Origin of the sequence: Pigmentiphaga litoralis, from assembly GCF_014651835.1 — a bacterium.
GTDB classification, from domain to species: Bacteria; Pseudomonadota; Gammaproteobacteria; order Burkholderiales; family Burkholderiaceae_B; genus Pigmentiphaga; species Pigmentiphaga litoralis.
Genome location: NZ_BMXQ01000002.1, coordinates 660,923 through 683,062 on the forward strand (window position 1 = coordinate 660,923; position 22,140 = coordinate 683,062).

Annotated in this window: 21 protein-coding genes; 17 read left to right on the plus strand and 4 right to left on the minus strand. The window is 64.0% G+C overall.

The features are described from left to right. Positions 1-2: 2 nt before the first annotated feature. From IE116_RS21505 to IE116_RS21520, 4 genes are read left to right on the plus strand one after another with little or no spacing between them, the layout of a single operon-like run. A complete protein-coding gene (locus IE116_RS21505) occupies positions 3-968 on the plus strand; it encodes a Bug family tripartite tricarboxylate transporter substrate binding protein (protein ID WP_189615274.1) in 966 nt (321 codons plus the stop codon). A gap of 34 nt (positions 969-1,002) precedes the next feature. Then, positions 1,003-1,695 (plus strand): DUF2848 domain-containing protein, encoded by a 693-nt coding sequence (locus IE116_RS21510; protein ID WP_189615275.1) that lies wholly within the window; start codon positions 1,003-1,005, stop codon positions 1,693-1,695. A 59-nt stretch (positions 1,696-1,754) separates the two neighbouring features. Beyond that, entirely contained in the window at positions 1,755-2,141 is a 387-nt protein-coding gene (locus IE116_RS21515; RefSeq protein WP_189615276.1) for a cupin domain-containing protein, read from the plus strand. An 8-nt stretch (positions 2,142-2,149) separates the two neighbouring features. Then, positions 2,150-3,511: an amidase gene (locus IE116_RS21520; RefSeq protein ID WP_189615277.1), complete on the plus strand. Its 1,362-nt coding sequence runs from the start codon at positions 2,150-2,152 to the stop codon at positions 3,509-3,511. 27 nt (positions 3,512-3,538) lie between these two features. On the opposite strand, the gene curA is transcribed toward IE116_RS21520, so the two are convergent. Then, the gene (gene curA / locus IE116_RS21525; protein ID WP_189615278.1) at positions 3,539-4,579 is read right to left on the minus strand and encodes an NADPH-dependent curcumin/dihydrocurcumin reductase; all 1,041 of its coding nucleotides are present in this window, start codon (positions 4,577-4,579) and stop codon (positions 3,539-3,541) included. A gap of 95 nt (positions 4,580-4,674) precedes the next feature. Here curA and IE116_RS21530 point away from each other — a divergent pair, with 95 nt between their 5' ends. Beyond that, a complete protein-coding gene (locus IE116_RS21530; protein WP_189615279.1) occupies positions 4,675-4,878 on the plus strand; it encodes a hypothetical protein in 204 nt (67 codons plus the stop codon). Positions 4,879-4,887: 9 nt separating this feature from the next. Here IE116_RS21530 and IE116_RS21535 read toward each other — a convergent pair whose 3' ends face one another. Both IE116_RS21535 and IE116_RS21540 read right to left on the minus strand, forming a co-directional pair. Continuing rightward, positions 4,888-5,448, minus strand: a complete 561-nt coding sequence (locus IE116_RS21535; RefSeq protein ID WP_189615280.1) for a M23 family metallopeptidase — start codon at positions 5,446-5,448, stop codon at positions 4,888-4,890. Positions 5,449-5,525: 77 nt separating this feature from the next. Next, positions 5,526-6,611, minus strand: a complete 1,086-nt coding sequence (locus IE116_RS21540) for an exonuclease domain-containing protein (RefSeq protein ID WP_189615281.1) — start codon at positions 6,609-6,611, stop codon at positions 5,526-5,528. Between the two features lie 550 nt (positions 6,612-7,161). On the opposite strand from IE116_RS21540, the gene IE116_RS21545 reads away from it, so the two are divergent. The 10 genes from IE116_RS21545 (at position 7,162) to IE116_RS21590 (ending at position 18,431) form a co-directional block, all read left to right on the plus strand. Beyond that, on the plus strand, positions 7,162-9,381 hold the full coding sequence (locus IE116_RS21545; RefSeq protein ID WP_189615282.1) for a DUF6351 family protein: 2,220 nt from the start codon (positions 7,162-7,164) through the stop codon (positions 9,379-9,381). A 109-nt stretch (positions 9,382-9,490) separates the two neighbouring features. Further along, positions 9,491-11,458: a sensor histidine kinase gene (locus IE116_RS21550; RefSeq protein WP_189615283.1), complete on the plus strand. Its 1,968-nt coding sequence runs from the start codon at positions 9,491-9,493 to the stop codon at positions 11,456-11,458. Next, positions 11,451-12,791, plus strand: coding sequence for a sigma-54-dependent transcriptional regulator (locus IE116_RS21555; RefSeq protein WP_189615284.1), 1,341 nt, complete (start codon positions 11,451-11,453; stop codon positions 12,789-12,791). The genes IE116_RS21550 and IE116_RS21555 overlap by 8 nt, the downstream gene beginning before the upstream one ends. 186 nt (positions 12,792-12,977) lie before the next feature. Further along, positions 12,978-13,502 (plus strand): MarR family winged helix-turn-helix transcriptional regulator, encoded by a 525-nt coding sequence (locus tag IE116_RS21560; protein WP_189615285.1) that lies wholly within the window; start codon positions 12,978-12,980, stop codon positions 13,500-13,502. A gap of 31 nt (positions 13,503-13,533) precedes the next feature. Beyond that, entirely contained in the window at positions 13,534-14,109 is a 576-nt protein-coding gene (ectA, locus tag IE116_RS21565) for a diaminobutyrate acetyltransferase (protein WP_189615286.1), read from the plus strand. A gap of 89 nt (positions 14,110-14,198) precedes the next feature. Next, positions 14,199-15,515: a diaminobutyrate--2-oxoglutarate transaminase gene (gene ectB / locus IE116_RS21570; RefSeq protein ID WP_189615287.1), complete on the plus strand. Its 1,317-nt coding sequence runs from the start codon at positions 14,199-14,201 to the stop codon at positions 15,513-15,515. Then, complete coding sequence (locus IE116_RS21575) at positions 15,512-15,910, plus strand: ectoine synthase (RefSeq protein WP_189615288.1); 399 nt, start codon at positions 15,512-15,514, stop codon at positions 15,908-15,910. The genes ectB and IE116_RS21575 overlap by 4 nt, the downstream gene beginning before the upstream one ends. A gap of 29 nt (positions 15,911-15,939) precedes the next feature. Further along, on the plus strand, positions 15,940-16,878 hold the full coding sequence (thpD, locus tag IE116_RS21580) for an ectoine hydroxylase (protein WP_189615289.1): 939 nt from the start codon (positions 15,940-15,942) through the stop codon (positions 16,876-16,878). A gap of 544 nt (positions 16,879-17,422) precedes the next feature. After that, positions 17,423-17,797 (plus strand): aspartate 1-decarboxylase, encoded by a 375-nt coding sequence (gene panD / locus IE116_RS21585; protein ID WP_179589357.1) that lies wholly within the window; start codon positions 17,423-17,425, stop codon positions 17,795-17,797. A gap of 19 nt (positions 17,798-17,816) precedes the next feature. Next, entirely contained in the window at positions 17,817-18,431 is a 615-nt protein-coding gene (locus IE116_RS21590) for a LysE family translocator (protein WP_189615867.1), read from the plus strand. Between the two features lie 6 nt (positions 18,432-18,437). Here the strand turns inward: IE116_RS21590 and IE116_RS21595 are convergent, their stop codons facing one another. Beyond that, on the minus strand, positions 18,438-19,463 hold the full coding sequence (locus IE116_RS21595) for a Rossmann-fold NAD(P)-binding domain-containing protein (RefSeq protein WP_229828683.1): 1,026 nt from the start codon (positions 19,461-19,463) through the stop codon (positions 18,438-18,440). Positions 19,464-19,592: 129 nt separating this feature from the next. On the opposite strand from IE116_RS21595, the gene IE116_RS21600 reads away from it, so the two are divergent. Then, positions 19,593-20,639 (plus strand): CDP-6-deoxy-delta-3,4-glucoseen reductase, encoded by a 1,047-nt coding sequence (locus tag IE116_RS21600; RefSeq protein WP_189615291.1) that lies wholly within the window; start codon positions 19,593-19,595, stop codon positions 20,637-20,639. A 70-nt stretch (positions 20,640-20,709) separates the two neighbouring features. Then, on the plus strand, positions 20,710-21,900 hold the full coding sequence (locus IE116_RS21605; protein ID WP_189615292.1) for an acetylornithine transaminase: 1,191 nt from the start codon (positions 20,710-20,712) through the stop codon (positions 21,898-21,900). The last annotated feature ends 240 nt before the right edge of the window (positions 21,901-22,140 follow it).

Here is a 22,140-nt window from a genome sequence, read left to right on the forward strand (position 1 = left end):
GCATGCTCTCCAAATTCCTGTTTGCAAGTGTTGTCGGTCTGGCCGCTGTCGCTGCCCATGCCGATGCCGGGTATCCCAACAAGAACATTGTTCTGGTGACCCCGTTCCCGCCAGGCAGCACCAGTGATCTCATCCCTCGCCTGGTGGCGCCCTTGATGTCGCAATCGATGGGTGTCACGGTGGTCGTGGAAAACCGTGCAGGTGCCAACGGATCGCTGGGCGCAGCGCGCGTAGCGACCGCCGCGCCCGATGGCTACACCTTGCTGATGGCAACGACCGGTGTGCTGGCCATCAACCAATGGATCTATCCCAAGCTGCAATATGCGCCCGACAAGGATTTCGAGCCGGTCATCAATGCGGCGTCGACGCCCAACATGCTGGTGGTCAATCCGTCCGTCAAGGCAGCAACGCTGAAGGAACTGGTGGCATTGGCCAAGGCGCAGCCCGGCACCCTGACCTATGCCTCGGCCGGCAACGGCAGCACCAGCCATCTCTGTGGTGAATCGCTCAAGGTCGCCTCGGGCGTGGACATCGTGCACGTCCCGTACCAGGGGCCGGCGCCAGCGATGCAGGATGTGTTGAGCGGCCGCGTGTCGATGATCTGCGACAACCTGTCGAACGTCATCCAGAACGTCAGGGCAGGGCGCCTGCGCGCGATTGCAGTGACCGGCAAGGAAACCAGTGCCCAGGCGCCTGGAGTGCCGACGTCTGCACAAGCTGGCGTACCGGATCTGGAAGCGGGCATCTGGTACAGCTTTGTCGCGCCGGCGGGTACACCGAAAGCCATCGTGGATCGCTTGAACACCGAATTTGCCGCGGCATTGAAGGATCCTGCGGTGACGTCCCGGCTCGAGTCGCTCGGCCTGAGCATCGTGGCCGACAAGCCCGAGCAGTTCAAGGCCTTCATTTCCGATGAAGCCGCCCGCATGCAGAAGGTCGTTGCCGCAGCGGGCGCGCGCGTTCAGTAACCCATCCGGGTCTACTCTTTTTTGCGAGTCATCCATGTCGACAACTCTTGCACTCAACCTGGTTCGCCCGTCAGGCACCCGCGCGCAAACGGTCACCGTCACGCAGGCCGTGATCGCCGGCTGGACCGGCCGCGACCGCGACGCGATGGAAAAACATATCGTCGAACTGGAAGCGCTTGGCGTTGCGCGCCCAGCAGCGACGCCGATGTACTACCGCGTCAGCGCTTCAAGACTGACTACGTCATCGAGCATCGAATGCAGCGGCGAGGCGTCCAGTGGCGAAGTGGAGTTCCTGTTGCTTCAGTCCGGCGGCCTCCTGTGGGTCGGCGTCGGATCCGACCATACCGATCGTGAACTGGAGACACAGGGCGTAGCCATCTCGAAGCAGATTTGCGACAAGCCCATGTCTGCCGATCTCTGGTGCTTCGATGATGTGGCGGATCACTGGGACCGCCTGCGATTGCACGCAAGCATCATTGAAGATGGCGAGCGGCGTACTTACCAGGACGGTCCCGTGACCACGATGCTCGATCCCCTGGCGCTGATTGCCGGGTGGCGTGCGGGCGCATCGACCTTGCCTGAAGGCACCGTCATGTTCTGCGGCACGCTGGCAGCGAAAGGCGGCATCCGGCCGGCCGGCCGCTTCGAGTTTGCATTGGAAGATCCTGTGCTGGGCCGCACGCTCACGCATGGGTATGACATCGAAGCGCTGCCGATCGCCGGCTGATTTCCTCACATCTTTTCCTCTTTCTTCGCGGCCCGAGCCGTATGCTTCAAGGACCTATCATGGCAGTGAACAAGCAACACAAGGAATTCCACGCGGTCGATCTGCAGGGCGGTTGGGAAACGCCTCCGGGTTATCCGCCAGGCGTTGACGTGTATCAGAAGATTCTGGCGGGGGGCCTGGATGAACAGAACAAGCAGGGCTCGCAGACGCGCCTGCTCAAGTTTGGCCCGGGCGTGTTCACCACCAAGCCATTTGTTCATGACTACTGGGAAGAGGTGTATCTGGTGTCGGGCGATCTGACCGTCGGTAATGACGAGCAAGGTCAGGGCGGCGAACCCTTTTCCCCGAACACCTATGCGTGCCGTCCACCGGGCGCGGTTCATGGTCCGTTCAAGTCCCAGAACGGGTGCGTGCTGCTCGAGATCCACTACTACGATCCGGCATGATGACCCGCATGTCCGATTTCGCGGCGGGCAGCACGCTCGATGCCCTGCGCGCGGATCTTGCCGCCGGGCGCACGACGTCGCGTGCGCTGGTCGAGACCTGCCTTGACCGCGCCGGCAGGGGCGAGGGGCCGCGTGTGTATATTCGCGTCGATGCCGACGCTGCACGCTTTGCCGCCGACGAGGCGGATCGCCTGCGCCGCGAGGGTATCGAGCCGTCGCCGTATGCGGGCATCCCGATATCGGTCAAGGACCTGTTCGATATCGGCGGACAGGTCACCACCGCAGGTTCTCGCGTGCTGGGCAATGCCACGCCGGCGGCGTGCGATGCAGGCGCAGTCGCACGATTGAAAGCGGCGGGGTTCGTGGTGATCGGCCGCACGCAGATGACCGAGTTTGCCTTTTCGGGGCTCGGCCTGAACCCGCACTATCGCGCGCCTGCCAATCCCTTTGATCGCGCGGTGGGACGTATTCCCGGCGGTTCGTCATCGGGGGCCGCCGTGTCGGTGACCGATGGAATGGCGGCAGCAGGCTTGGGGACGGACACCGGCGGCTCGTGCCGGATTCCAGCCGCGCTGACCGGTCTGGTCGGCTTCAAACCCACTGCGTCGCGCATGCTGTCGGACGGGGCCTTTCCTTTGTCCACCAGCCTCGATTCCGTTGGCACGCTGGCGCCGACGGTGACCTGTTGCGGGGCTCTGGACCGGGTACTGGCCGGGGAGACCGTGCGTCCTTTGGCCGGCACGTCATTGCGTCGCTTGCGTATTGGCGTGCCGCAAGCGGTGGTGCTGGAAGGGCTGGATAAGCATGTTGCTGCCGCCTTTGCCGGTGCGCTGACGACGTTGTCTGGCGCAGGCGCGCAGGTTGTTGATCTGCCGATGGCGGAGTTCGCCGAGCTGGCTGCCATCAATGCCAAGGGTGGTCTGGCTGCCGCCGAAGCCTACGCCTTGCACGCCCCGATGCTTGCCGCGCGAGGCGAAGACTATGATCCGCGCGTTCGAGTGCGCATCGAGAAGGGCGCGTCGCATACCGCTGCGCAATACCTGGCTGTGCAGGCGGCGCGCAGGGATTGGATCATGCGTGTGTCGCGAAAGATCGATGCAGTGGACGTGCTGGTGTGCCCGACGGTACCGACGATCGCACCGACGTTTGCCGAGCTGGAAGACGATGAGGCGTTCGGACGCATCAACCTCGTCATGCTGCGCAACCCGACGTTTGCAAATTTCCTGGATGGTTGCTCGGTGTCAATACCGTGCCACCGCCCCGGTGACGCACCGGTCGGGTTGATGCTGATGCAGCGCGGCGGCCAGGACGAACGTGTGCTGTCGATCGCGCGGGCGATGGAAGCCGCACTGGCGCCGCACGACGCGTGATACCTGGCCTGGAACTTAATTTGCTTCCTAGGCGTCGGCCTTCACCACCATCTTCCCGAAGTTCTTTCCTTCGAGCAGACCGATGAACGCCTGGGGGGCGTTCTCCAGGCCGTCGACCAGATGCTCGCGGTACTTGATCTTGCCCTGCGCGACCCACTCGCCCATCTGCTGGGCGAATTCGCCGTAGCGGTTGCCATAGCTGTCGAAAATGATGAAGCCCTGGATGCGGATGCTGCGGGTCAGGATGTCGCGCAGCATCTGGGGGCGCAGGTCGGGGGTGGCCGGGGCGTCGGCGGTGGGGACCTGGCTGTATTGGGCGATCAGGCCGCAGACGGGCACGCGGGCGTGCCGGTTGAGCTGGGGCCAGACGGCCTCGAACACCTTGCCGCCCACGTTCTCGTAGTACACGTCGATGCCGTCGGGGCAGGCGGTGGCCAGGCGTCCGGCCAGGTCGGCTTCACGATGGTCCAGACAGGCGTCGAACCCCAGGTCGCGAACGGCGTACTGGCATTTGGCCGCACCGCCCGCGATGCCCACGACGCGGCAGCCCTTCAGCTTCGCGATCTGACCCACATTCGCACCGACGGCGCCGGTGGCTGCAGCAACCACGACGGTCTCGCCGGGCTGCGGGTTGCCGATGTCGAGCAGGCCCATGTACGCGGTAAAGCCGGGCATGCCCAGGACGCCCAGCGCCCACGACGGCTGTTCCAGATTGTCGGGCAGGCGCATCAGGTCCTTGCCGTTGGACACGGCATAGTCCTGCCAGCCATTGTTGGCGAGCAGCAGTTCGCCGGGCTGGAAGTCGGGATGGTTGGAACGCACGACTTCGGCGACGGTGCCGCCGACCATGACGGCCCCGATGGCGACCGACGGCGCGTAGGATTTCGCGTCACTCATCCGGCCGCGCATGTAGGGGTCGAGCGACAGGTAGCGCGTGCGCAGCAGCACTTCGCCTTCACCGGGTTCGGGCACCGGGCCGTACTCCAGCCGGAAGTCCAGCAGGGTCGGTGCGCCGACCGGGCGTCGCGCCAGCACGATGCGGCGGTTGGTGTCGGGAGAGGCGTTCATCGGGGTCTCCTTGAATGAGGGGCGGGCACGAATGATGCTGCTCAGTACGTTCTCCGGCGTGATCGCAACGCCGTCTTTGACACGAAGGAGCCACCATGACCACTACCGTACAACCGAAACAGTCGACGCCCAAGGAAATGAACCCTGAGCATGACCTGAACATCGACCGTGAACGCGAACAGCAGATCGTGGATCGTATCAACGACAAGAATACCTCGGCCGACTATGGCAGTCGTTCGGGCCGCACCAACAAGACGTCGGGCAGCGGTATCGACATCGCCGGCCCGGGCGGCAAGTAAGCCACCGAATTACTTCGGAACCAGCAGGGGATACGGATTGATCGCTCCCTTGCCGGTGTAGACCCCGTAGTGAAGATGGTGGGGCGTGCCGCGCGCATTGCCGGTATTTCCCACGAATCCCAGCACCGTGCCGACATCGATACGTTGTCCGGCACGGATGTTCGCGTACGCGTTCAGGTGGGCGTAGTAATGGCGCTGGCCACCCGGCCCCATGACCCACACGACGTTCCCACCCAGTGAATTGGTGCCGACCCGCGTGACGATCCCTTCCGTCGATGCGATGACCGGCGTATCCACGCGCGCAAAGATATCGATGCCTTCATGACGGCGGCCGCCACTGCGGGCGCCACCCCACGAATCCCTGAGGTTGGCAGGGCGCACTCCCTTGACCGGCACTGCAATCTGCCCGGGTGCAGGCATCCGCATCAAGCGGTAGGTGTACAGGGGCAGTTCAAGGGCGTGCTCGATCACGGGCCAGCCAAACCAGGCCGTCAGCGCAAGCAGCAAGGGGAAGACGAAGCCGCGCCGTGTTGCGCGCGCCGGGAGCGGACGTTCACCCGCGAGTTCCATGTGCGATCCAGAAGAAACCATAGGGGTTCGACCGGACCCAGGTGCCAAGGTTCGCAGCACTTGCCGGGCCTGCGCTGCTAGATGTCGCTGTTCACCGCCTGGCTGAGATCGACGATGCGCAGCAGCGCCAGACGGTCCCGCAAGATGCGATACACCTCGTAGTCGAACTCGGCGCGGCCACTGTCGAGCAATGCCCACAGTCCTTCGTCCTGATAGGCCGTGCCCAGAAAGCGCCAGTTGTTGACGACATGGATGGCATGCCCTTCGCGGATGCCGATCGCGCCCGCATAGGGCCAGTCGGCGGTCAGGTCGGTGGCGCGGCGGCCCCGCCGATTATGGCGGGGCGCCAGCCGCTGCACCATTTCCATCTCGTGCAGCAGGGCGCCGATGGCGCCGCCGGTTTCCTTCCATTCGATATGGCGGGTCTGCTCGGCCATTCGCACGGCCTTGGCGGGCGCGCCCGCCACCTTGAAATGCGCGAGCACCTTGCTGCGGATGTTGTCGGCGCGCCCAACGAACAGCGGTTCACGCTGGTCGCCATACAGCACGTAGACGCCATGCGCATCGGGCAGCACGTCAGGCAGGGCCGGGTCGAGATAACCAGGCAAGCTCACGCGCGCCGACAGCACGTCGGCAATGCCCTGGATATGCTCGGCCGGAAACTGGCCGTGGATGGATTGCCAGAACTGCCACACCAGCTTGGCGTCGCCCAGCGCGCGGTGGCGGTCCTGTTCGGCAATCACGAGACCATGCCGCTCGATCAATGAGTCGAGGTTATGACGCCGATGCTCGGGGTACAGCCGCCGCGAGAGCCGCACGGTACACAGCACATCGGGGCGGAAGGGCATGCCGGCACGCTCGAATTCGGCGCGCAGAAAGCCGTAATCGAAGCGCGCGTTATGGGCGATGAACAGACAGCCCTGCAGGCGTTCGGCGACTTCGGCCGCCACGGCCGCAAACGGCGGCGCGCCGCGCACCATCTCATTGGAGATGCCCGTCAGCGACTGGATCATCGGCGGTATCGGCCGGCCGGGATTGACAAGGCGGTGCCACTCGCTCACGCCGTTTTCGTCGACCCGCACGATGCCGATCTCGGTAATGCGGTCGAAGGCAGCGGTAGTGCCCGTGGTTTCAAGGTCGACGAAGGCTAGGGGAAGGGACATCGGGGAGGGCAGGAAGGACAGAAGGAGGTGCAGCAGGGTCTAGTCTACTAAAGTGGGGCCGGATGGCCGGCAGGCAAGGGACGACGCAGGCATGCCGACACCCTGAAAGCGCTCAATGTTGACGATGCTCAATCGGGTTATCCCTGGGGGCGGCCGCGCTGGCTGTCTGGAAAGGCGGACATTGCCGCCGAAGCAATTCCGGGTTTCTGCACAGACCCGATGAACGCATTGACCGGCGTCCTTGCAAGGACCGCGCTGCGCCTGACGTTCGGGCCGTTCTTCGCGAACTCTCGCCAGATGGCATGACCATTGCTTTGAATCCCCCACATAGCAAAGAGCACCGGGGCGGCCTGCCTGCCACCGGATTCGCCAAGGGGAGACGATCACCTGGCCGTCATTGACGGCACACCCTGATGGGTCCTGCCCATGTCCACATCGGACCTGGGCCCGACCCGTGCACGCTTCCGGGCGGGACGACTCACGGCATCGTCCACGCTGACCTTCAGTACCGCCGTATCCAAAACAGCAAATAGAAGTCCAGGAGATTGGGATGAGACAGCACCAACGTACGCAACGGCGCGGCTTCACGCGGGGCCAGACCCTGCTGGCCACGGGGATCGCCAGCCTGTTCCTCGCCGGTTGCGGCGGCAGCGATGATTCGGACTCGCCCGCGCAGGCCCTGCGCGTCAGCACCGTGTCTTCGATGCCTGAATATGTCAGCGGCGGCGACGCCCTGGTCGAGATCGCAGCGCCCGCGGGCGCCACGGGCACGCCGGTCGTGACGCTGGACGGAAAGGATGTATCCGCCGCCTTCAAGGCCACGTCTGCCGGCACGTATCTGGGCAGGGTCGAAGGCATGGCGGTCGGCGAACACACCCTGGCAGCACGCATGGGCGAAGCCACCGGATCGTTGACACTGACCAACTATCCCGTGACCGGCCCGATGATTTCCGGTCCGCACGAGTCGCCCTACGTGTGCGCCACCACCACCTTCGCGGGCATTCCCGTGGGCAGCACCGGCCTGGGCAATCCGCTGGACGCCAACTGCTCGGTGCCGACCCGCGTGACCTACGTGTATCGCAGCACGGCCGCGGGCCGTCCGGTCGTGGCCTGGATGCCGCCGACCACCGGCATTCCCACTGCCAATCCGGTCTATCCGGCCGACATGGAATTCCTGGTGATGGATGGCACCAACAAGCGCGTGCCGTACCTGGTGCGCGTCGAGACCGGCACCATCAACCGCAGTATCTATCAGTCGATCATTCTGCATGATCCGCTGACTGAACCCGCGCCCAGTCCCACCACGCGTCCGGCCAACTGGAACGGCAAGCTGATGTACCCGCTGGGTGGCGGCTGCCAGGGCGGCTGGTACATGCAGGGCAACAACGTGTCGCTGTCGATCAACGACACCTGGTTCAAGCGCGGCTATGCGGCCGTGACGTCCACGCTCAACACGTTCGGCACCAACTGCAACGACTTGTTGTCGTCCGAAACGGTGGCCATGACCAAGGAACGTTTTACCGAAGCCTACGGCAGGCCGACCTACACCATCGGCACAGGCGGCTCGGGCGGCGCCTACCAGAGCTACCAGACCTCCGACAATTACCCCGGCCTGTTCGACGGCATCATCGTGAACTCGGTGTTCCCCGACGTGACGACGGCAACCATTTTCAAGATCTTCGATTCGCGTCTGCTCAACAACTACTTCAACACGGGTGGGCGGCCCTTTACCGATGACCAGAAGAAGGCCATCTCGGGCTACCTGCATGTCGGGCAGATCCCGAACATGAGCGGCAGCGCGGCGCGCCTGGATCCGGTCGTGTCGTTCCCGGCGGGCTTCCCGAACGAACTCAAGTACAACCCGACGACCAATCCGACCGGCACCCGCGCCACGGTGTACGACCACACCGTCAATGTGTACGGCAAGGATGCGCGCGGCTTTGCGCAACGTCCGATCGACAACGTGGGCGTGCAGTACGGTCTGAAGGCCATGCTGGCCGGCGCCATTACGGTGGACGACTTCCTGGACCTGAACGCTCGCATCGGGGGCCTGGATCCGGACATGAAGCCGCAGGCCCAGCGCACGTCGGGCGACCTGGGTGCCATCCGCCGGGCCTACCAGTCGGGCCGGATCCTTAACGGAGGGGGCGGCCTGGCCACCACGGCGATCATTGACCGACGCGATTATTTTGACGACCGCGTCAATGGCGACATCCACCAGAAGATCCACTCGTACTCGGTACGCGAACGCCTGACCAAGGCCAACGGCAACTTCGACAACCATGTCATCGTCGGACCGGGCAACATCCTTGACGACACGCTGGGGCTGATGGACACGTGGCTGTCGGGCATGCTGGCTGATTCGTCCGCCGCCGCCAAGCGGGAGAAGCTGATCAAGGCACGCCCCGCCGCGCTGGTGGATGCATGCTGGATCGGCACGACCAAGGTGATCGAGCCCTCGACCGCCGCGGGCGCCGGGCAGTGCAACACCGCCTATCCGGCCGGCACCACGCCGCGCCTGGTGGCCGGTGGCCCGCTGGCCGACGACATCGTCAAGTGCCAGCTCAAGCCGGTCAACCTGGCCGACTACGCGCCCGTCACGTTCACCGATGCACAGGTCGCGGCATTGCGCGCGACCTTTGCGACCGGTGTCTGCGACTGGAGCAAGCCGGGCGTCGAACAGCAGCCGCTGAAGTCGACCTGGGCGTCGTTCGGTCCGTCGAAGAAGAACCTGGTCTTCGACATCACCAACCCGACCGCAACGCCTTGAGCCTGCGTCAAGGCTGAGCGCACGGCATCGGCCGGCCCGGACAGCGCGTCCGGCCGGCCGAGGGCCCGGGCCGGTGTCTTCCGTCATGATAAATTTCGCGAGAGGTTGAATGCCCATCCCTCCCGACATGCATGGAGACACCTTGCCCGGGGCCCCGCCGTCGATGTCCTTGCGCCGCCGTCTGATCACGGGCGGCCTGTCTGCCCTCCTGATTGCCACCGGTGTCGTGCTGGCCTATCTGTGGGGCGAGCAGACCGGCGTGCGCGCGCTGCGCCAGACCATGGCGCATCGTCTGGATGTGTACGCCGTCGGGCTGCACAGCGAACTGACCCGCTACGACTACCTGCCCGGCATCCTGTCCTTGAACAAGGACGTGATCGCGCTGCTGCAATCGCCCGATGACACGGTGATGCTGGATCGGGTGAATCGGTATCTGCATACCGTCAATCAAAAAGCCGGATCGTCCGATATCTATGTGATGAACATGGAAGGGCTGACCCTGGCCGCCAGCAACTGGAACGCCGCGAACAGTTTCGTCGGCAAGAATTTTTCGTACCGCCCGTACTTCACGGATGCGGTGAAGGGCCTGCCGGGCCGGTTTTACGGCATCGGCACCGTCAGCCAGGCCCCTGGCTATTACTTCTCGTACGGCATCTATCGCGACAACCTGATGCTGGGCGTGGCCGCGCTCAAGGTCGACCTGGACAAGCTCGACGACGCGTGGCTGCGCGCCGACGAACGTGTCGTGGTGGTGGATGAGAACGGCATCGTGTTCCTGACGTCGGTGCCGGACTGGAAGTTCAAGGCGCTGGCGCCCCTGAGCGCAAGCACGCAGGCGCGATTGGCGCTGACGCGCCAGTACCACTTGGCCGGCGAACCCGGTCCGATCGGCCTGAATGAAGTGCGCGTGCTGGCCGATGACGCGAGCGTGGTGCGGGTTGCTCAGGGAACCGCGCAGGGGCACGCCCGCCTGCAGGATCCGGTGGGCGGATCGGCCAGTTCCAAGGGCGCGTCGGCATTCATCGACCCGCTTTACCTGGCGCAAAGCCGGCCGATTCCCGGCACAGGCTGGAAGCTGATCGTTCTGTCCGACATGGGACCCATCCGCGCCCGTGCGCGCATCAGTGCGATCAGCGTGGCCTTCGCGCTGGCCTTTCTGGGCATCAGCGCCCTGTACATCCGCCAGCGCCGCCGCGCGATTGCGCAGAATGTAGCCGCCAAGGAAGCACTGCAGCGCGCGCATGACGAACTGGAACGCAAGGTGGCGCTGCGCACGGGCGACCTGAGCAACGCCAACCTGCATTTGCAGACCGAGATTGCCGAACGCAAACGCGCCGAGGTCGTCCTGAAGGCGGCCATGGAAGAGCTGGTGCAGGCCGGCAAGATGGCCGCGCTGGGCCAGATGTCGGCCGGCGTCACGCATGAATTGAACCAGCCGCTGGCCGCGCTGCGCACGCTGTCGGACAACGCGATCGTCTTGTTGCAGCGCGGGCAGACCATCGAGGTCGAAGCCAACCTCGAGCTCATCAGTGACCTGATCACGCGCATGGGCAAGATCACCGGGCAGCTCAAGAAGTTTGCGCGCAAGTCGCCGGCGGAACTGCGGCCCACGTCGGTCAGCACGGTGATCGCGGATGCCGTGTTCCTGATGGGGCAACGGTTTCGCGAAGCGCGCGCCGATCTGGACACGTCCGACGTGCCGCCCGACATGCATGCCTATTGCGATGCGAACCGGCTCGAACAGGTGTTCGTCAATCTGTTCGGCAACGCGCTGGACTCCATGGCGCAGTCCGAGTTGCGCCGGGTGACGGTGTCGGCGCGGCAGGATGGGCCGGTCGTCCGGATCGCCGTGCGGGACCGCGGCGCGGGAATTGCACCGGAACACCTGCCCCGTCTGTTCGAACCCTTCTTCACCACCAAGGAGCAGGGCGCCGGCCTGGGGCTGGGCCTGGCGATCTCCGCCGGCATCGTCCGTGAATTCGGCGGCAGCCTGAAGGCCCGCAACCATCCGGACGGCGGCGCGGAATTTGTCATACAGTTGCGATCAGCAACTATCGAGGAAAGCACGGATGCATGACAACCTGACCGTCCTGTTCGTGGAAGATGATCCCGCGGTGCGACTGGGTGGCAAGCAGGCGCTGCAACTGGCGGGCCTGACCGTGCAGGTGTTCGAGTCGGCCGAACAGGTCGCGCGCCACATCGTGCCGGGCATGCCGGCCGTGCTCGTGACCGATGTGAAGATGGCCGGCATGGATGGCATGGCCCTGCTGCGTCATGCCCTGCAGATCGATGCCAGCCTGCCCGTGATCCTGGTGACGGGCCATGGCGACATTTCGATGGCGGTGGAAGCCATGCGCCTGGGGGCCTATGACTTCATTGAAAAGCCGTTCTCGTCCGAACACCTGACCGAGGTCGTGCATCGCGCGCTGGACAAGCGCAGCCTGACACTGGAAGTGCAGACGCTGCGCCAGCAGCTGGCGAACCGGCAGGCCATCGAGTCGCTGATCCTTGGGCGGTCGCCCGTGGTGGAAACCCTGCGCCGCACGATTCTCGACCTGGCCGATACCGATGCCGACGTCCTGATCGTGGGCGAGACCGGCACCGGCAAGGAACTGGTGGCCCGCTGCCTGCATGATTACAGCGCGCGCCGCGACAATCACTTTGCGGCGCTCAATTGCGGCGGCATGCCCGAATCGCTGTTTGAAAGCGAAGTGTTCGGGCATGAGGCGGGCGCCTTCACGGGCGCGGCGAAGCGCCGGATCGGCAAGATCGAATATGCGCAGGGCGGCACGCTGTTCCTGGACGAAATCGAAACCATGCCCATGGTGCTGCAGATCAAATTGCTGCGGACGCTGCAGGAACGCAGCTTCGAACGGCTGGGTTCGAACGACCCCTTGCCCATGACCAGCCGCGTCGTGGCGGCCACCAAGGCGGATCTGCTGGCCCTGGCCGCCCGCGACGGCTTTCGTGCCGACCTGTACTACCGCCTGAGCGTGGCCGTGCTGGAACTGCCGCCCTTGCGCGAGCGTCGCGAAGACATTCCGCAGTTGTTCGAGCACTTTCTGATGCAGGGCGCGCTGCGTTACGGCCGCGACGTGCCAACCGTGTCGAGTGCCCTGATGGGCGACCTGATGTCGCAGACCTGGCCGGGCAATGTGCGCGAGCTTCGGAACACGGCCGACCGGTATGTGCTGGGCTTGCTCAAGGACAAGACGTCGCTGCCCACCTCGACCCCGTCCCGCTCACTGGATGAACAGGTGTCCATGTTCGAGCGCCACCTGATTGAAGACGCGCTGAAGTCCTGTGCGGGCAGGGCGACGGCGGCGAGCGAACTGCTCGGCATGCCCCGCAAGACGCTGTACGACAAGATGCATCGGCTGGGCTTGAGTACGGATTCCTTTAAGGCATGAGCGCGAAGAAGGACGGACATGGCGGCAGTTGTGGGCGTGTTGTCATCGCGTTGTCATGCTTTTGTAGGTTGAACCAGAGTCCATCCACACGCTGCACTTTTGACAATTTGTGATTCATCGCGTTAGAATCATTTGCGTTGAAACGATTCGACCTGAATTGTATTCAGCTCTAACAGGTTAGCCCCGATGGACCCGTCCACCATACCCAATCCCAGCGCCTACGACTTGCGCATCCTGCGGGCCTTGCGCCGCATCACGCGTAACGTCGCCTTGCATTCCAAGCAGCTTGCGGCCTACAGCCATATCACGGCGCCGCAGCTGGTATGCCTGCTGGCGGTGATCGAGTCCGGTCCTGTCACGGCCACCGCGCTCAGCCGGCTGATCAGCGTCAGCCCCAGCACGGTGGTCGGGATCCTGGATCGTCTGGAAGACAAGCAGTTGATCCGGCGCGAACGTAGCCGCGACGATCGCCGAACGGTGTTCATCACCGCGACCGACGCCGGCCGCACGCTGGCCGCCGAAGCGCCGTCGCCGCTGCAGAAGACCCTGGCCGATGCGTTGAATGCCTTGCCCGAACTGGAGCAGGCCACGATCACGCTGTCGCTGGAACGCATCGTCGACCTGATGGAAGCGCCGCGCCAAACCGATTCGTCGCCGTTGCTGGATATCCATGCATCGGAGAATTCACCGGAGTCCGGCCTGGCGGTTTGACCTCGGCCACCCGAACCACGCTGGTTGCCCCATGCAGCCGGCGGTAAAGAAAGAGGAGGATCACGGTCTGAACGCGATAGACACGACCCCCGTCCTTGCAATATCGAATGTCGTCCCGGCCCCCGCGCCGGGCTGCAGTTTCAGGAAGCCCGAGTTGTCCGACGGCGCGGCCATCCAGCAGTTGATCCAGGATGCCCCGCCCCTCGATGTGAACTCGACCTACGCTTACCTGCTTCTCTGCCTTCACTTTCGCGACACCTGTGTGGTTGCGGAACAGAACGGTCAACTGGCGGGATTCATCTCCGCCTACGTGCCCCCTCGACATCCTGATGTGCTCTTCGTGTGGCAGGTCGCCGTGCATCCTTCGGCGCGCGGCAAGCGCCTGGGCGCGGCCATGCTGACCGAGCTTCTGGCGCGCGATGCCGTGGCGCCAGTGAGGGTTGTCGAGACGACCGTCTCCCCCGATAACGCCGCATCGCGCCGCATGTTCGCGCGACTTGCCGACGACCTGCACGCGCCGCTCGAAGAGCAGACGCTGTTTCCACCCACATTGTTTGGGGGGGCCGATCACGACGACGAACGACTGTTGCGGATCGGTCCGTTTTGACCAAGGCCAGGTACGCCACGTACCTGTCCCGGCGCCATGCCGGGTCTGCCGAACGTTATTTTCACTACGCAAAACAAGAGGGATAACCGATGGATCTCAATATTTTCGACCGCCTCGAATCCGAAGTGCGCGGCTATGTGCGCTCGTTTCCGGTGGTGTTCAGCAAAGCGAAGGGCTCATTGCTGTTCGACGAAGAAGGCAAGCAATACATCGACTTGTTCGCCGGTGCGGGCACCTTGAACTACGGCCACAACAACGACGTCTTGAAGCAGCCCCTGCTCGACTACGTTGCGTCCGATGGCGTGGTCCATGGCCTGGACATGGCCACCTCTGCCAAGAAAGCGTTTCTTGAAACCTTCGAGCGCGTGATTCTGAAACCGCGCAACATGCAGTACTCGATGCAGTTCACCGGCCCGACCGGCACCAATGCCGTTGAAGCCGCGCTCAAGCTGGCCCGCAAGGTCAAGCAGCGCCAGAACATCGTGTCGTTCACGCACGGCTTCCATGGCGTCAGCGGCGGTTCGCTCGCCATGACCGCCAATGCCAAATACCGTGACGCGGCTGGCGTCAGCCTGGCCAATACGGCCTTCATTCCGTACGACGGCTACTTCGGCCCGGACGTCGACACCATGTCCTACTTCGAGCGCATGCTGGAAGACCGCAGCAGCGGCCTCGATGCGCCCGCCGCCGTCATCGTCGAAACGGTGCAGGGTGAAGGCGGCGTCAACGTCGCGACCCAGCGCTGGCTGAAAGAGCTGCAGCGCCTGTGCCGCCGCCACGACATGCTGCTGATCATCGACGACATCCAGGTCGGATGCGGCCGTACCGGCACCTTCTTCAGCTTTGAAGCGGCCGGTATCGAGCCTGACCTGATCACGCTGTCCAAGTCATTGAGCGGCTTTGGCCTGCCCATGGCCATGGTGCTGATCAAGCCCGAACTGGATATCTGGAAGCCCGGCGAACACAACGGCACCTTCCGCGGCAACAACCTGGCCTTCGTGACCGCGGCCAAGGCGCTGGACACCTACTGGGCCGACGACAGCTTCACGCAGAGCATTGCCGGCAAGGCGACGCTGCTGCGCGACTTCCTGGAAAACATGGTGCACAGCCATCCTGAAGCGCGTTTGTCGGTGCGTGGACGCGGCCTGATCCAGGGCCTGGTCAGCGACATTCCAGGCTTCAGCAACAAGGTGGCCGCGCAGGCGTTCAAGCATGGCGTGGTGATCGAGACCTCGGGCGCCCACGATGAAGTCCTGAAGTTCCTGCCCGCCTTGACGATTGAAGAAGTGCAGTTGCGCCAGGCGCTCGACATTCTGGATCGCAGCGTGGCCGACGTTCTGGCCGCCGAGCCCGACCAAAAGCACGCCGGCGCGCGCGTCATCAAGTTCGGAGGGAAGGCACGATGATCGTCAGGAACATGAAGGATATCGTTGGCACCGACAACGAAGTGTCGACCGACACGTGGACCAGCCGCCGCGTATTGCTCAAGCAGGACGGGATGGGATTCTCGTTCCACGAGACCATCATCTTCCCCGGCACCGAAACCCACATTTGGTACAAGAACCACGTCGAAGCCGTGTTCTGCATTGAGGGCGACGGAGAAATCGAGACGGTGGCCGACGGCAAGAAATATGCGTTGGGACCGGGCGTGGTCTACGCGTTGAACGACAACGACGAGCATTACTTGCGCGGCGGCAAGGAGCCGCTGCGGGTGATCTGCGTGTTCAACCCGCCGCTCACTGGCAAGGAAGTGCATGACGCCGATGGCGTCTACCCCTTGCCCGATGCCCAGGCCGCGTGATTTTTCCAGCATCCTTGACGGAGACGATAGTGATTACCCCAGCACGAGATAGATATGCGAGCCGTTCGGATCGCGGCGCGGCGATTGTCCAGCGACACGATCCGGTGGTGTATGGCCGGCCAGACGACGCCCCCGCGTCGGGACTGGATACGACGCAACTGGCGTCGTACGAGCGTGATGGTTTCATCATGCTCAAGAATTTCTTTTCGGCGCAAGAGACCGCGGCGCTGCTGCACGAAGTGCAACGCCTGACCGTCGATCCGGCGATTCGCCGCCGCGAAGAAGCGATTACCGAGCGCGGCAGCGATGCGGTGCGGTCGGTGTTCATGGTGCACAAGCTGAGCAAGGTGCTGGCGCGCCTGTCGCAGGACATGCGGCTGGTGAACATCGCGCGGCAGATCCTTGGGTCGGACGTGTACATCCACCAGTCGCGCGCGAACATCAAGCCGGGCTTCCAGGGCAAGGAGTTCTATTGGCATTCGGACTTCGAGACGTGGCATGTGGAAGACGGCATGCCGGCGATGCGGGCCCTGAGTTGTTCGGTGCTGCTCAGTGACAACACTGCCAGCAATGGTCCGTTGATGGTGATGCCTGGTTCGCACACGCAGTTCGTGTCGTGCGTGGGCGAGACGCCCGAGGAGCACTACAAGGCGTCGCTGAAGAAGCAGGAGTATGGCGTGCCGGATACGTTGAGCCTGAAGCTGCTGGCGGACCAGGGCGGGGTGGAAACGTTGATGGCGCCGGCCGGTTCGGTGGTGTTTTTCGACTGCAATACGATGCACGGTTCCAATTCCAACATTTCGCCATCGCCCCGGTCGAATGTGTTCATGGTCTACAACTCGGTGGACAACGCGTTGGGATCCCCGAAATTCGGGCTGACGCCACGGCCTGAGTTCATCGCCACGCGTGAGAGCTTTGCGGCAATCAAGCCGGTGGAGCCTGGGTATTTGCGGGCGGTGGGGAAGTAGGTTCTTTTGGTGGCGGTGTGAGTTCTTGCGGCCGGGCTTCTTGGTTCTGTCGTTGATGTCGAGTTCTTGCGCGGCCGCCGCGGGGGCTCGCGTTGGAAGGCCGAGCTCGCTGGGTCCCGGCCTACGCCGGGACTGGGCTTAGCAAAGCCTCCCAACGCGAGCCCCCGCACCGGCCTTCGTGCGTCTTGCGTTCGCTTGCCGTGCGGTTTCTTGGTGCGAGCATCGGGTATGTGGTGACATGCTTGATGCCATGCTGCGCCCGTGGCATCCAGATGCCGCCACTTAATATCCCCCCTCCACCCCACCACCAGTGCGGATCCCTCCATGCATGCCACCTTGTTCGTGCGAACAGGGACGGAGCGGACAGTCCCCTGGGAAGGTACTTGCAATGCAAGGCCCGGCGTAGGCCGGGACTTCGCGAGCTCGGCCTTCCCAGGGGACTGTCCGCTCTGGCCGGGCTCCAAGCACCAAACTCTTCCAATCCCAAACCGAACCCCAATAAGTTATAAACCCCGTCTCACACAGCACTTTTGGACCCCCCTTTATGCAACGCGTCATGCTTCGCGCCAAGATCCACCGTGTGGCGGTGACCCAGGCGGATTTGAATTACGAAGGTTCTTGCGGTATCGATGAAGACTTTCTCGATGCAGCCGACATGAAAGAGTACGAGCGGATCGAGCTCTACAACATCAATAACGGCGAGCGCTTTTCGACGTATGTCATCAAGGGCAAGCGGGGTTCGGGCGAGATTTCGTTGAATGGCGCGGCGGCGCGGCGGGCGCAAATCGGGGACCTGATGATCATCTGCACTTACGGTCCGATGAACGAAGAAGAGGCCCATGCCCACAAGCCAAAGGTGATCCTGGTGGACGAGAACAATCGCATCAAGGAAATCATCGAGAAGAACTCGAACGGCTGACTTCTGCTGATCGGCCATGTTGCCCAATATCCTTCTGTTCCTCGCGGCTTCCGTGGCCGTCACGATGGCGCCCGGGCCGGACAACGTGCAGGTGCTGGCGCGGGCCATGAGCCAGGGCAGGGCGGCGGGGGTGGCGGCGGCCTTGGGGTTTGCGTCCGGATGCGTCTTTCATACGACGCTGGCTGTGGTGGGGATTGCCGCGGTGTTGCGCGCGTCGCCCATGGCCTTCGACGCCATCAAGCTGGCCGGCGCCGCGTATCTGATGTGGTTGGGGGTGCAGGCGCTGCGCAGCCGGGGTGGTTTGTCTCTGGGCACGTCGGGGGCGCCGGTGTCGCGGTGGCGGATTTATCGCCAGAGCGTCTTGGCGAACATGCTGAATCCCAAGGTCACGCTGTTCTTTCTGGTCTTTCTGCCCCAGTTCGTGAATCCGTGGCTCGGACACCCGGATGGCCAGATGGCGGTGCTGGGCGCCGTGTTTGCGGTGCAGACGGCGGTGGTGTTTGGCGCGATCGCGTGGGGTGCGGGCTATGTCGGCGAATGGCTGCAGCGCCGGCCGGGCGCGGCGGTGTGGCTCGATCGCCTGGCCGGCGTGGTGTTCCTGTTGCTGGCGCTGCGGATTGTCTGGTTGTCGTGAACGCGGTCACGCACCCGGATACCAGTCCTTGAGCGCCGACTCCACCGTCGGATGGGCCAGCTTCACCCGCAGTTCCTTGACCAATCGCCCGTTTATCAACCGGCGCGATTCGTTCATGAATGACCACATGGCGGGGCTGACCGCCGCGCGGACCTCGTCGGCCGACTGCCTGGGCGGACGCGTCATCCCCGAGGCATCGGCCACCGCGTCGAAATAATCCCCCATCGACAGTTCCTGCCCGTCGGCCGCGTGCACGACGCGTTGCGGCTTGCCGCGCCACAGGGCCGCGATCACACAGCGGGCCAGATCGTGGATCTCGATGTGATTGGTGTAGACGTCTTCCGCCGGATGCAACCGCGGCAGCCCTTTCTGCAGCCGTTCCAGGGGCAACCGTTCAGGTCCGTAGATGCCCGGGATACGCAGGATGGTGCTGCGCCAGGGGGCCATGTCCGTCTGGAAGCCGCGCGCCATCCGCGCACGGTCCGGCCCCAGCGCGCGCCACTGCGTTTCGGCGCTGACCCGGCGGCGGGCGCGATCGGTCTGCGGGTGGGTGGGGCGCGTCTCGTCGATCCGCGCGCCACCGACATTGCCATACACGCCAGACGTGCTGGCATAGACCAGGCGCTGCGCGGGCCGGGCCTGCAGGTGTTGCTGAGACGCCCATTGCCGCGGCGCCCCCGGCCTGCGCGCGCCGGTCCAGGCGGGTTTGGCTACAATCAGGGCGTGTTGCAGGTGGCGCTGGCCGCTGCAAGGCTGAGGGGACCGGGTCATGCCGGCACGCAGCCGGACCGCGGGCCGCCGCAGAACGGCAGCCAGCCGGGCGGAACGGGTATCTTCCGGGCCATGTGCCGGCGGCGGCGCCAGCATCATCGTCCACGCCGCCAACCCACGCAGTCGTGCCAGGCTGCGGGGCTGATCCAGGTCCCCCACCAGCGGAACCACCCCGGCGCGGCGCAAGTCGTCGGCGCGTTCCGGATGCGAGGTCAAGGCGAATACCCGCAGGCGTCCGGCCAGTTGCGCCAGTACATGCATACCGGTGTCGCCGCAGCCGACGATCAGCAGGCGCGGCTTTCCAAGACGTGCCGGCCGGGGAAAAAAAACGTGCGTTCCGGCTGAAGTCGGTCCGGGTTTCATAGAACTTCCATTTTTAGGATCCAGGTGATGAGTCATCAGGTCACCGTACTGCCGAGCGGCCATCAATTTGCAGTCGAAGCCGGCCAGACCGTGCTCGATGCGGCCCTCCAGGCAGGCGTCATGTTGCCCTACAGCTGTAAGAATGGCGCTTGCTCATCGTGCAAGGGCAAGATTACTGCAGGCGAGGTCGAACTCGGCCCGCACCAGGCCGCGTCGCTCACGCCGGACGAGATCGCGCGTGGCATGTCGCTGTTCTGTGTGGCCAAGCCCCAGACCGACCTGACCATCGAGATCCGCGAAGTGCAGGGCATTGGCGACATCCCGATCAAGAAGCTGCCGTGCCGCGTCCAGAGCATCGAGAAGGTGGCGCCCGACGTCGTCATCCTGAAGTTGCAACTGCCTGCGACCGAAAAGCTGCGCTTCAACGCGGGCCAGTACATCGAAGTGATCCTGAAAGACGGCCGCCGCCGCAGCTATTCGCTGGCCAGCGCGCCGCATGAAGAAGGCCCGCTTGAACTGCACGTGCGGCATCTGCCTGGCGGCGCGTTCACCGACCACGTGTTCGGCGCTGGCGCCACGCAGATGAAAGAGCGCGAAATCATGCGCTTCGAAGGCCCCTTCGGGTCCTTCTTCCTGCGCGAAGATTCCAACAAGCCCATCGTCATGGTCGCCAGCGGCACCGGCTTCGCGCCGATCCGCGCCATGGTCGAACACATGAAAGCCAAGGGCATCACCCGCCCGGTCACCCTGTACTGGGGCGGCCGCCGTCCGCACGACCTGTACTCGGACGCCATGGCCAAGGGCTGGGCGCAGGATCTGCCGAACTTCACCTACGTGCCCGTGATTTCGAACGCATTGCCGGAAGACAACTGGACCGGCCGCACGGGCTTCGTGCACCGCGCCGTCCTGGAAGACTTCAAGGACCTGTCGGGCCACCAGGTGTATGCCTGCGGCGCACCGATCGTCGTGGAATCGGCGGGCCGCGATTTCGGCGCCGAAGCCGGTCTGCCGTTCGATGAGTTTTATGCGGATTCGTTTACCTCTGAAGCAGACATTGCAGCAAACACGGTGTAAGGTTTCCTACCCGACCCAGTCGGTTCTTGTTGTGTTTTTTGCCCGTCCGGGCACCTTAGGAGTTTGAGTCATGGAATTCGGCCAGTTCAACGTCAACGCCCTCATGGAGATCACGCAGCGCCCGGAAATCGTGTTCGTCCGAGGGCAGGGGTCGTGGCTCGAAGACCATGCGGGCAAGCGCTATCTCGACTTCATCCAGGGCTGGGCCGTCAACACACTGGGCCATTGCCCGCCGGAAATCATCGCCGCGCTCGACACCCAGGCGCGCACGCTGATCAACCCGTCGCCGGCCTTCTACAACCAGCCCATGGTGGAACTGGCCGACCGCCTGACCGGCGCGTCGTGTTTCGACCGCGTGTTCTTTGCGAACAGCGGCGCCGAAGCCAACGAAGGCGCGATCAAGCTCGCGCGCAAGTGGGGCCAGGTCAACAAGAACGGCGCGTTCAAGATCATCACGTTCGACCACAGCTTCCACGGCCGGACATTGACGACCATGTCGGCATCGGGCAAACCGGGCTGGAGCACCATCTTCGCGCCGCAGGTCGAAGGTTTCCCGAAGGCCGACCTGAACGACATCGCGTCGGTCGAAGCCCTGATCGATGACCAGACAGTCGCCATCATGCTCGAACCCGTCCAGGGCGAAGGCGGCGTGATTCCTGCGACCCAGGAATTCATGCAAGGCCTGCGCCAGCTGGCCGACAAGCACAAGCTGCTGCTGATCGTCGACGAAGTGCAGACCGGCATGGGCCGCACCGGCTCGCTGTTCGCCTACCAGCAGTTCGGCATCACGCCCGACATGATGACGCTGGCCAAGGGTATCGGCGGCGGCGCCCCGCTGGCCGCGCTGCTGGCGCGCCAGGACGTGTGCGTGTTCAAGCACGGCGACCAGGGCGGCACCTACAACGGCAACCCGCTCATGACCGCGGTCGGCATCGCGGTATTCGATGCCGTCACCGCGCCGGGCTTCCTGGAAGGCGTCAACGCGCGCGGCAAGCAGCTGTCGGACGGCCTGCTCAAGCTGTCCGAAAAGTACGGCATGAAGGGTGAACGCGGCATGGGCCTGCTCCGCGCCCTCAAGCTCGCCACCGACCACGGTCCCGCCATTGTCGAAGCCGCGCGCGACCAGAACCCGGAAGGCCTGCTGCTCAACGCCCCGCGCCCGAACCTGCTGCGCTTCATGCCGGCCCTGAACGTCAACGCCGACGACATGGACAGCATGCTGACGCAACTGGATGCGCTGGTTGAGCGGATCTGCAAGTAAGTCAAAGCAGGTAGCAAGCAAAACGCGTCCTTGGGGGCGCGTTTTTTTTGCCCTCACGTCGCTGTGGGTCACGAAGCAACGCGACGTTTCGTCGCGGCATCGCAGGTGGACATGGATGTCCTGGTGTCCCACCTTTCATCCCCCGAACCACGCTATCTTGCATCACCAGACGCTGATTCATGCGCTTGAACCGGTGCTGCAGGCGTGATCAATAGCGTGTTCGTATACCCGTTACGGGTA

What these genes read in the sequence shown, in the direction of transcription:
- IE116_RS21505 (WP_189615274.1), top strand. Translation starts at nt 3, where the DNA reads ATGCTCTCCAAATTCCTGTTTGCAAGTGTTGTCGGTCTGGCCGCTGTC.
- IE116_RS21510 (WP_189615275.1), top strand. Translation starts at nt 1,003, where the DNA reads ATGTCGACAACTCTTGCACTCAACCTGGTTCGCCCGTCAGGCACCCGC.
- IE116_RS21515 (WP_189615276.1), top strand. Translation starts at nt 1,755, where the DNA reads ATGGCAGTGAACAAGCAACACAAGGAATTCCACGCGGTCGATCTGCAG.
- IE116_RS21520 (WP_189615277.1), top strand. Translation starts at nt 2,150, where the DNA reads ATGTCCGATTTCGCGGCGGGCAGCACGCTCGATGCCCTGCGCGCGGAT.
- curA (WP_189615278.1), bottom strand. Translation starts at nt 4,579, where the DNA reads ATGAACGCCTCTCCCGACACCAACCGCCGCATCGTGCTGGCGCGACGC.
- IE116_RS21530 (WP_189615279.1), top strand. Translation starts at nt 4,675, where the DNA reads ATGACCACTACCGTACAACCGAAACAGTCGACGCCCAAGGAAATGAAC.
- IE116_RS21535 (WP_189615280.1), bottom strand. Translation starts at nt 5,448, where the DNA reads ATGGAACTCGCGGGTGAACGTCCGCTCCCGGCGCGCGCAACACGGCGC.
- IE116_RS21540 (WP_189615281.1), bottom strand. Translation starts at nt 6,611, where the DNA reads ATGTCCCTTCCCCTAGCCTTCGTCGACCTTGAAACCACGGGCACTACC.
- IE116_RS21545 (WP_189615282.1), top strand. Translation starts at nt 7,162, where the DNA reads ATGAGACAGCACCAACGTACGCAACGGCGCGGCTTCACGCGGGGCCAG.
- IE116_RS21550 (WP_189615283.1), top strand. Translation starts at nt 9,491, where the DNA reads ATGCCCATCCCTCCCGACATGCATGGAGACACCTTGCCCGGGGCCCCG.
- IE116_RS21555 (WP_189615284.1), top strand. Translation starts at nt 11,451, where the DNA reads ATGCATGACAACCTGACCGTCCTGTTCGTGGAAGATGATCCCGCGGTG.
- IE116_RS21560 (WP_189615285.1), top strand. Translation starts at nt 12,978, where the DNA reads ATGGACCCGTCCACCATACCCAATCCCAGCGCCTACGACTTGCGCATC.
- ectA (WP_189615286.1), top strand. Translation starts at nt 13,534, where the DNA reads ATGCAGCCGGCGGTAAAGAAAGAGGAGGATCACGGTCTGAACGCGATA.
- ectB (WP_189615287.1), top strand. Translation starts at nt 14,199, where the DNA reads ATGGATCTCAATATTTTCGACCGCCTCGAATCCGAAGTGCGCGGCTAT.
- IE116_RS21575 (WP_189615288.1), top strand. Translation starts at nt 15,512, where the DNA reads ATGATCGTCAGGAACATGAAGGATATCGTTGGCACCGACAACGAAGTG.
- panD (WP_179589357.1), top strand. Translation starts at nt 17,423, where the DNA reads ATGCAACGCGTCATGCTTCGCGCCAAGATCCACCGTGTGGCGGTGACC.
- IE116_RS21595 (WP_229828683.1), bottom strand. Translation starts at nt 19,463, where the DNA reads ATGCATGTACTGGCGCAACTGGCCGGACGCCTGCGGGTATTCGCCTTG.
- IE116_RS21600 (WP_189615291.1), top strand. Translation starts at nt 19,593, where the DNA reads ATGAGTCATCAGGTCACCGTACTGCCGAGCGGCCATCAATTTGCAGTC.
- IE116_RS21605 (WP_189615292.1), top strand. Translation starts at nt 20,710, where the DNA reads ATGGAATTCGGCCAGTTCAACGTCAACGCCCTCATGGAGATCACGCAG.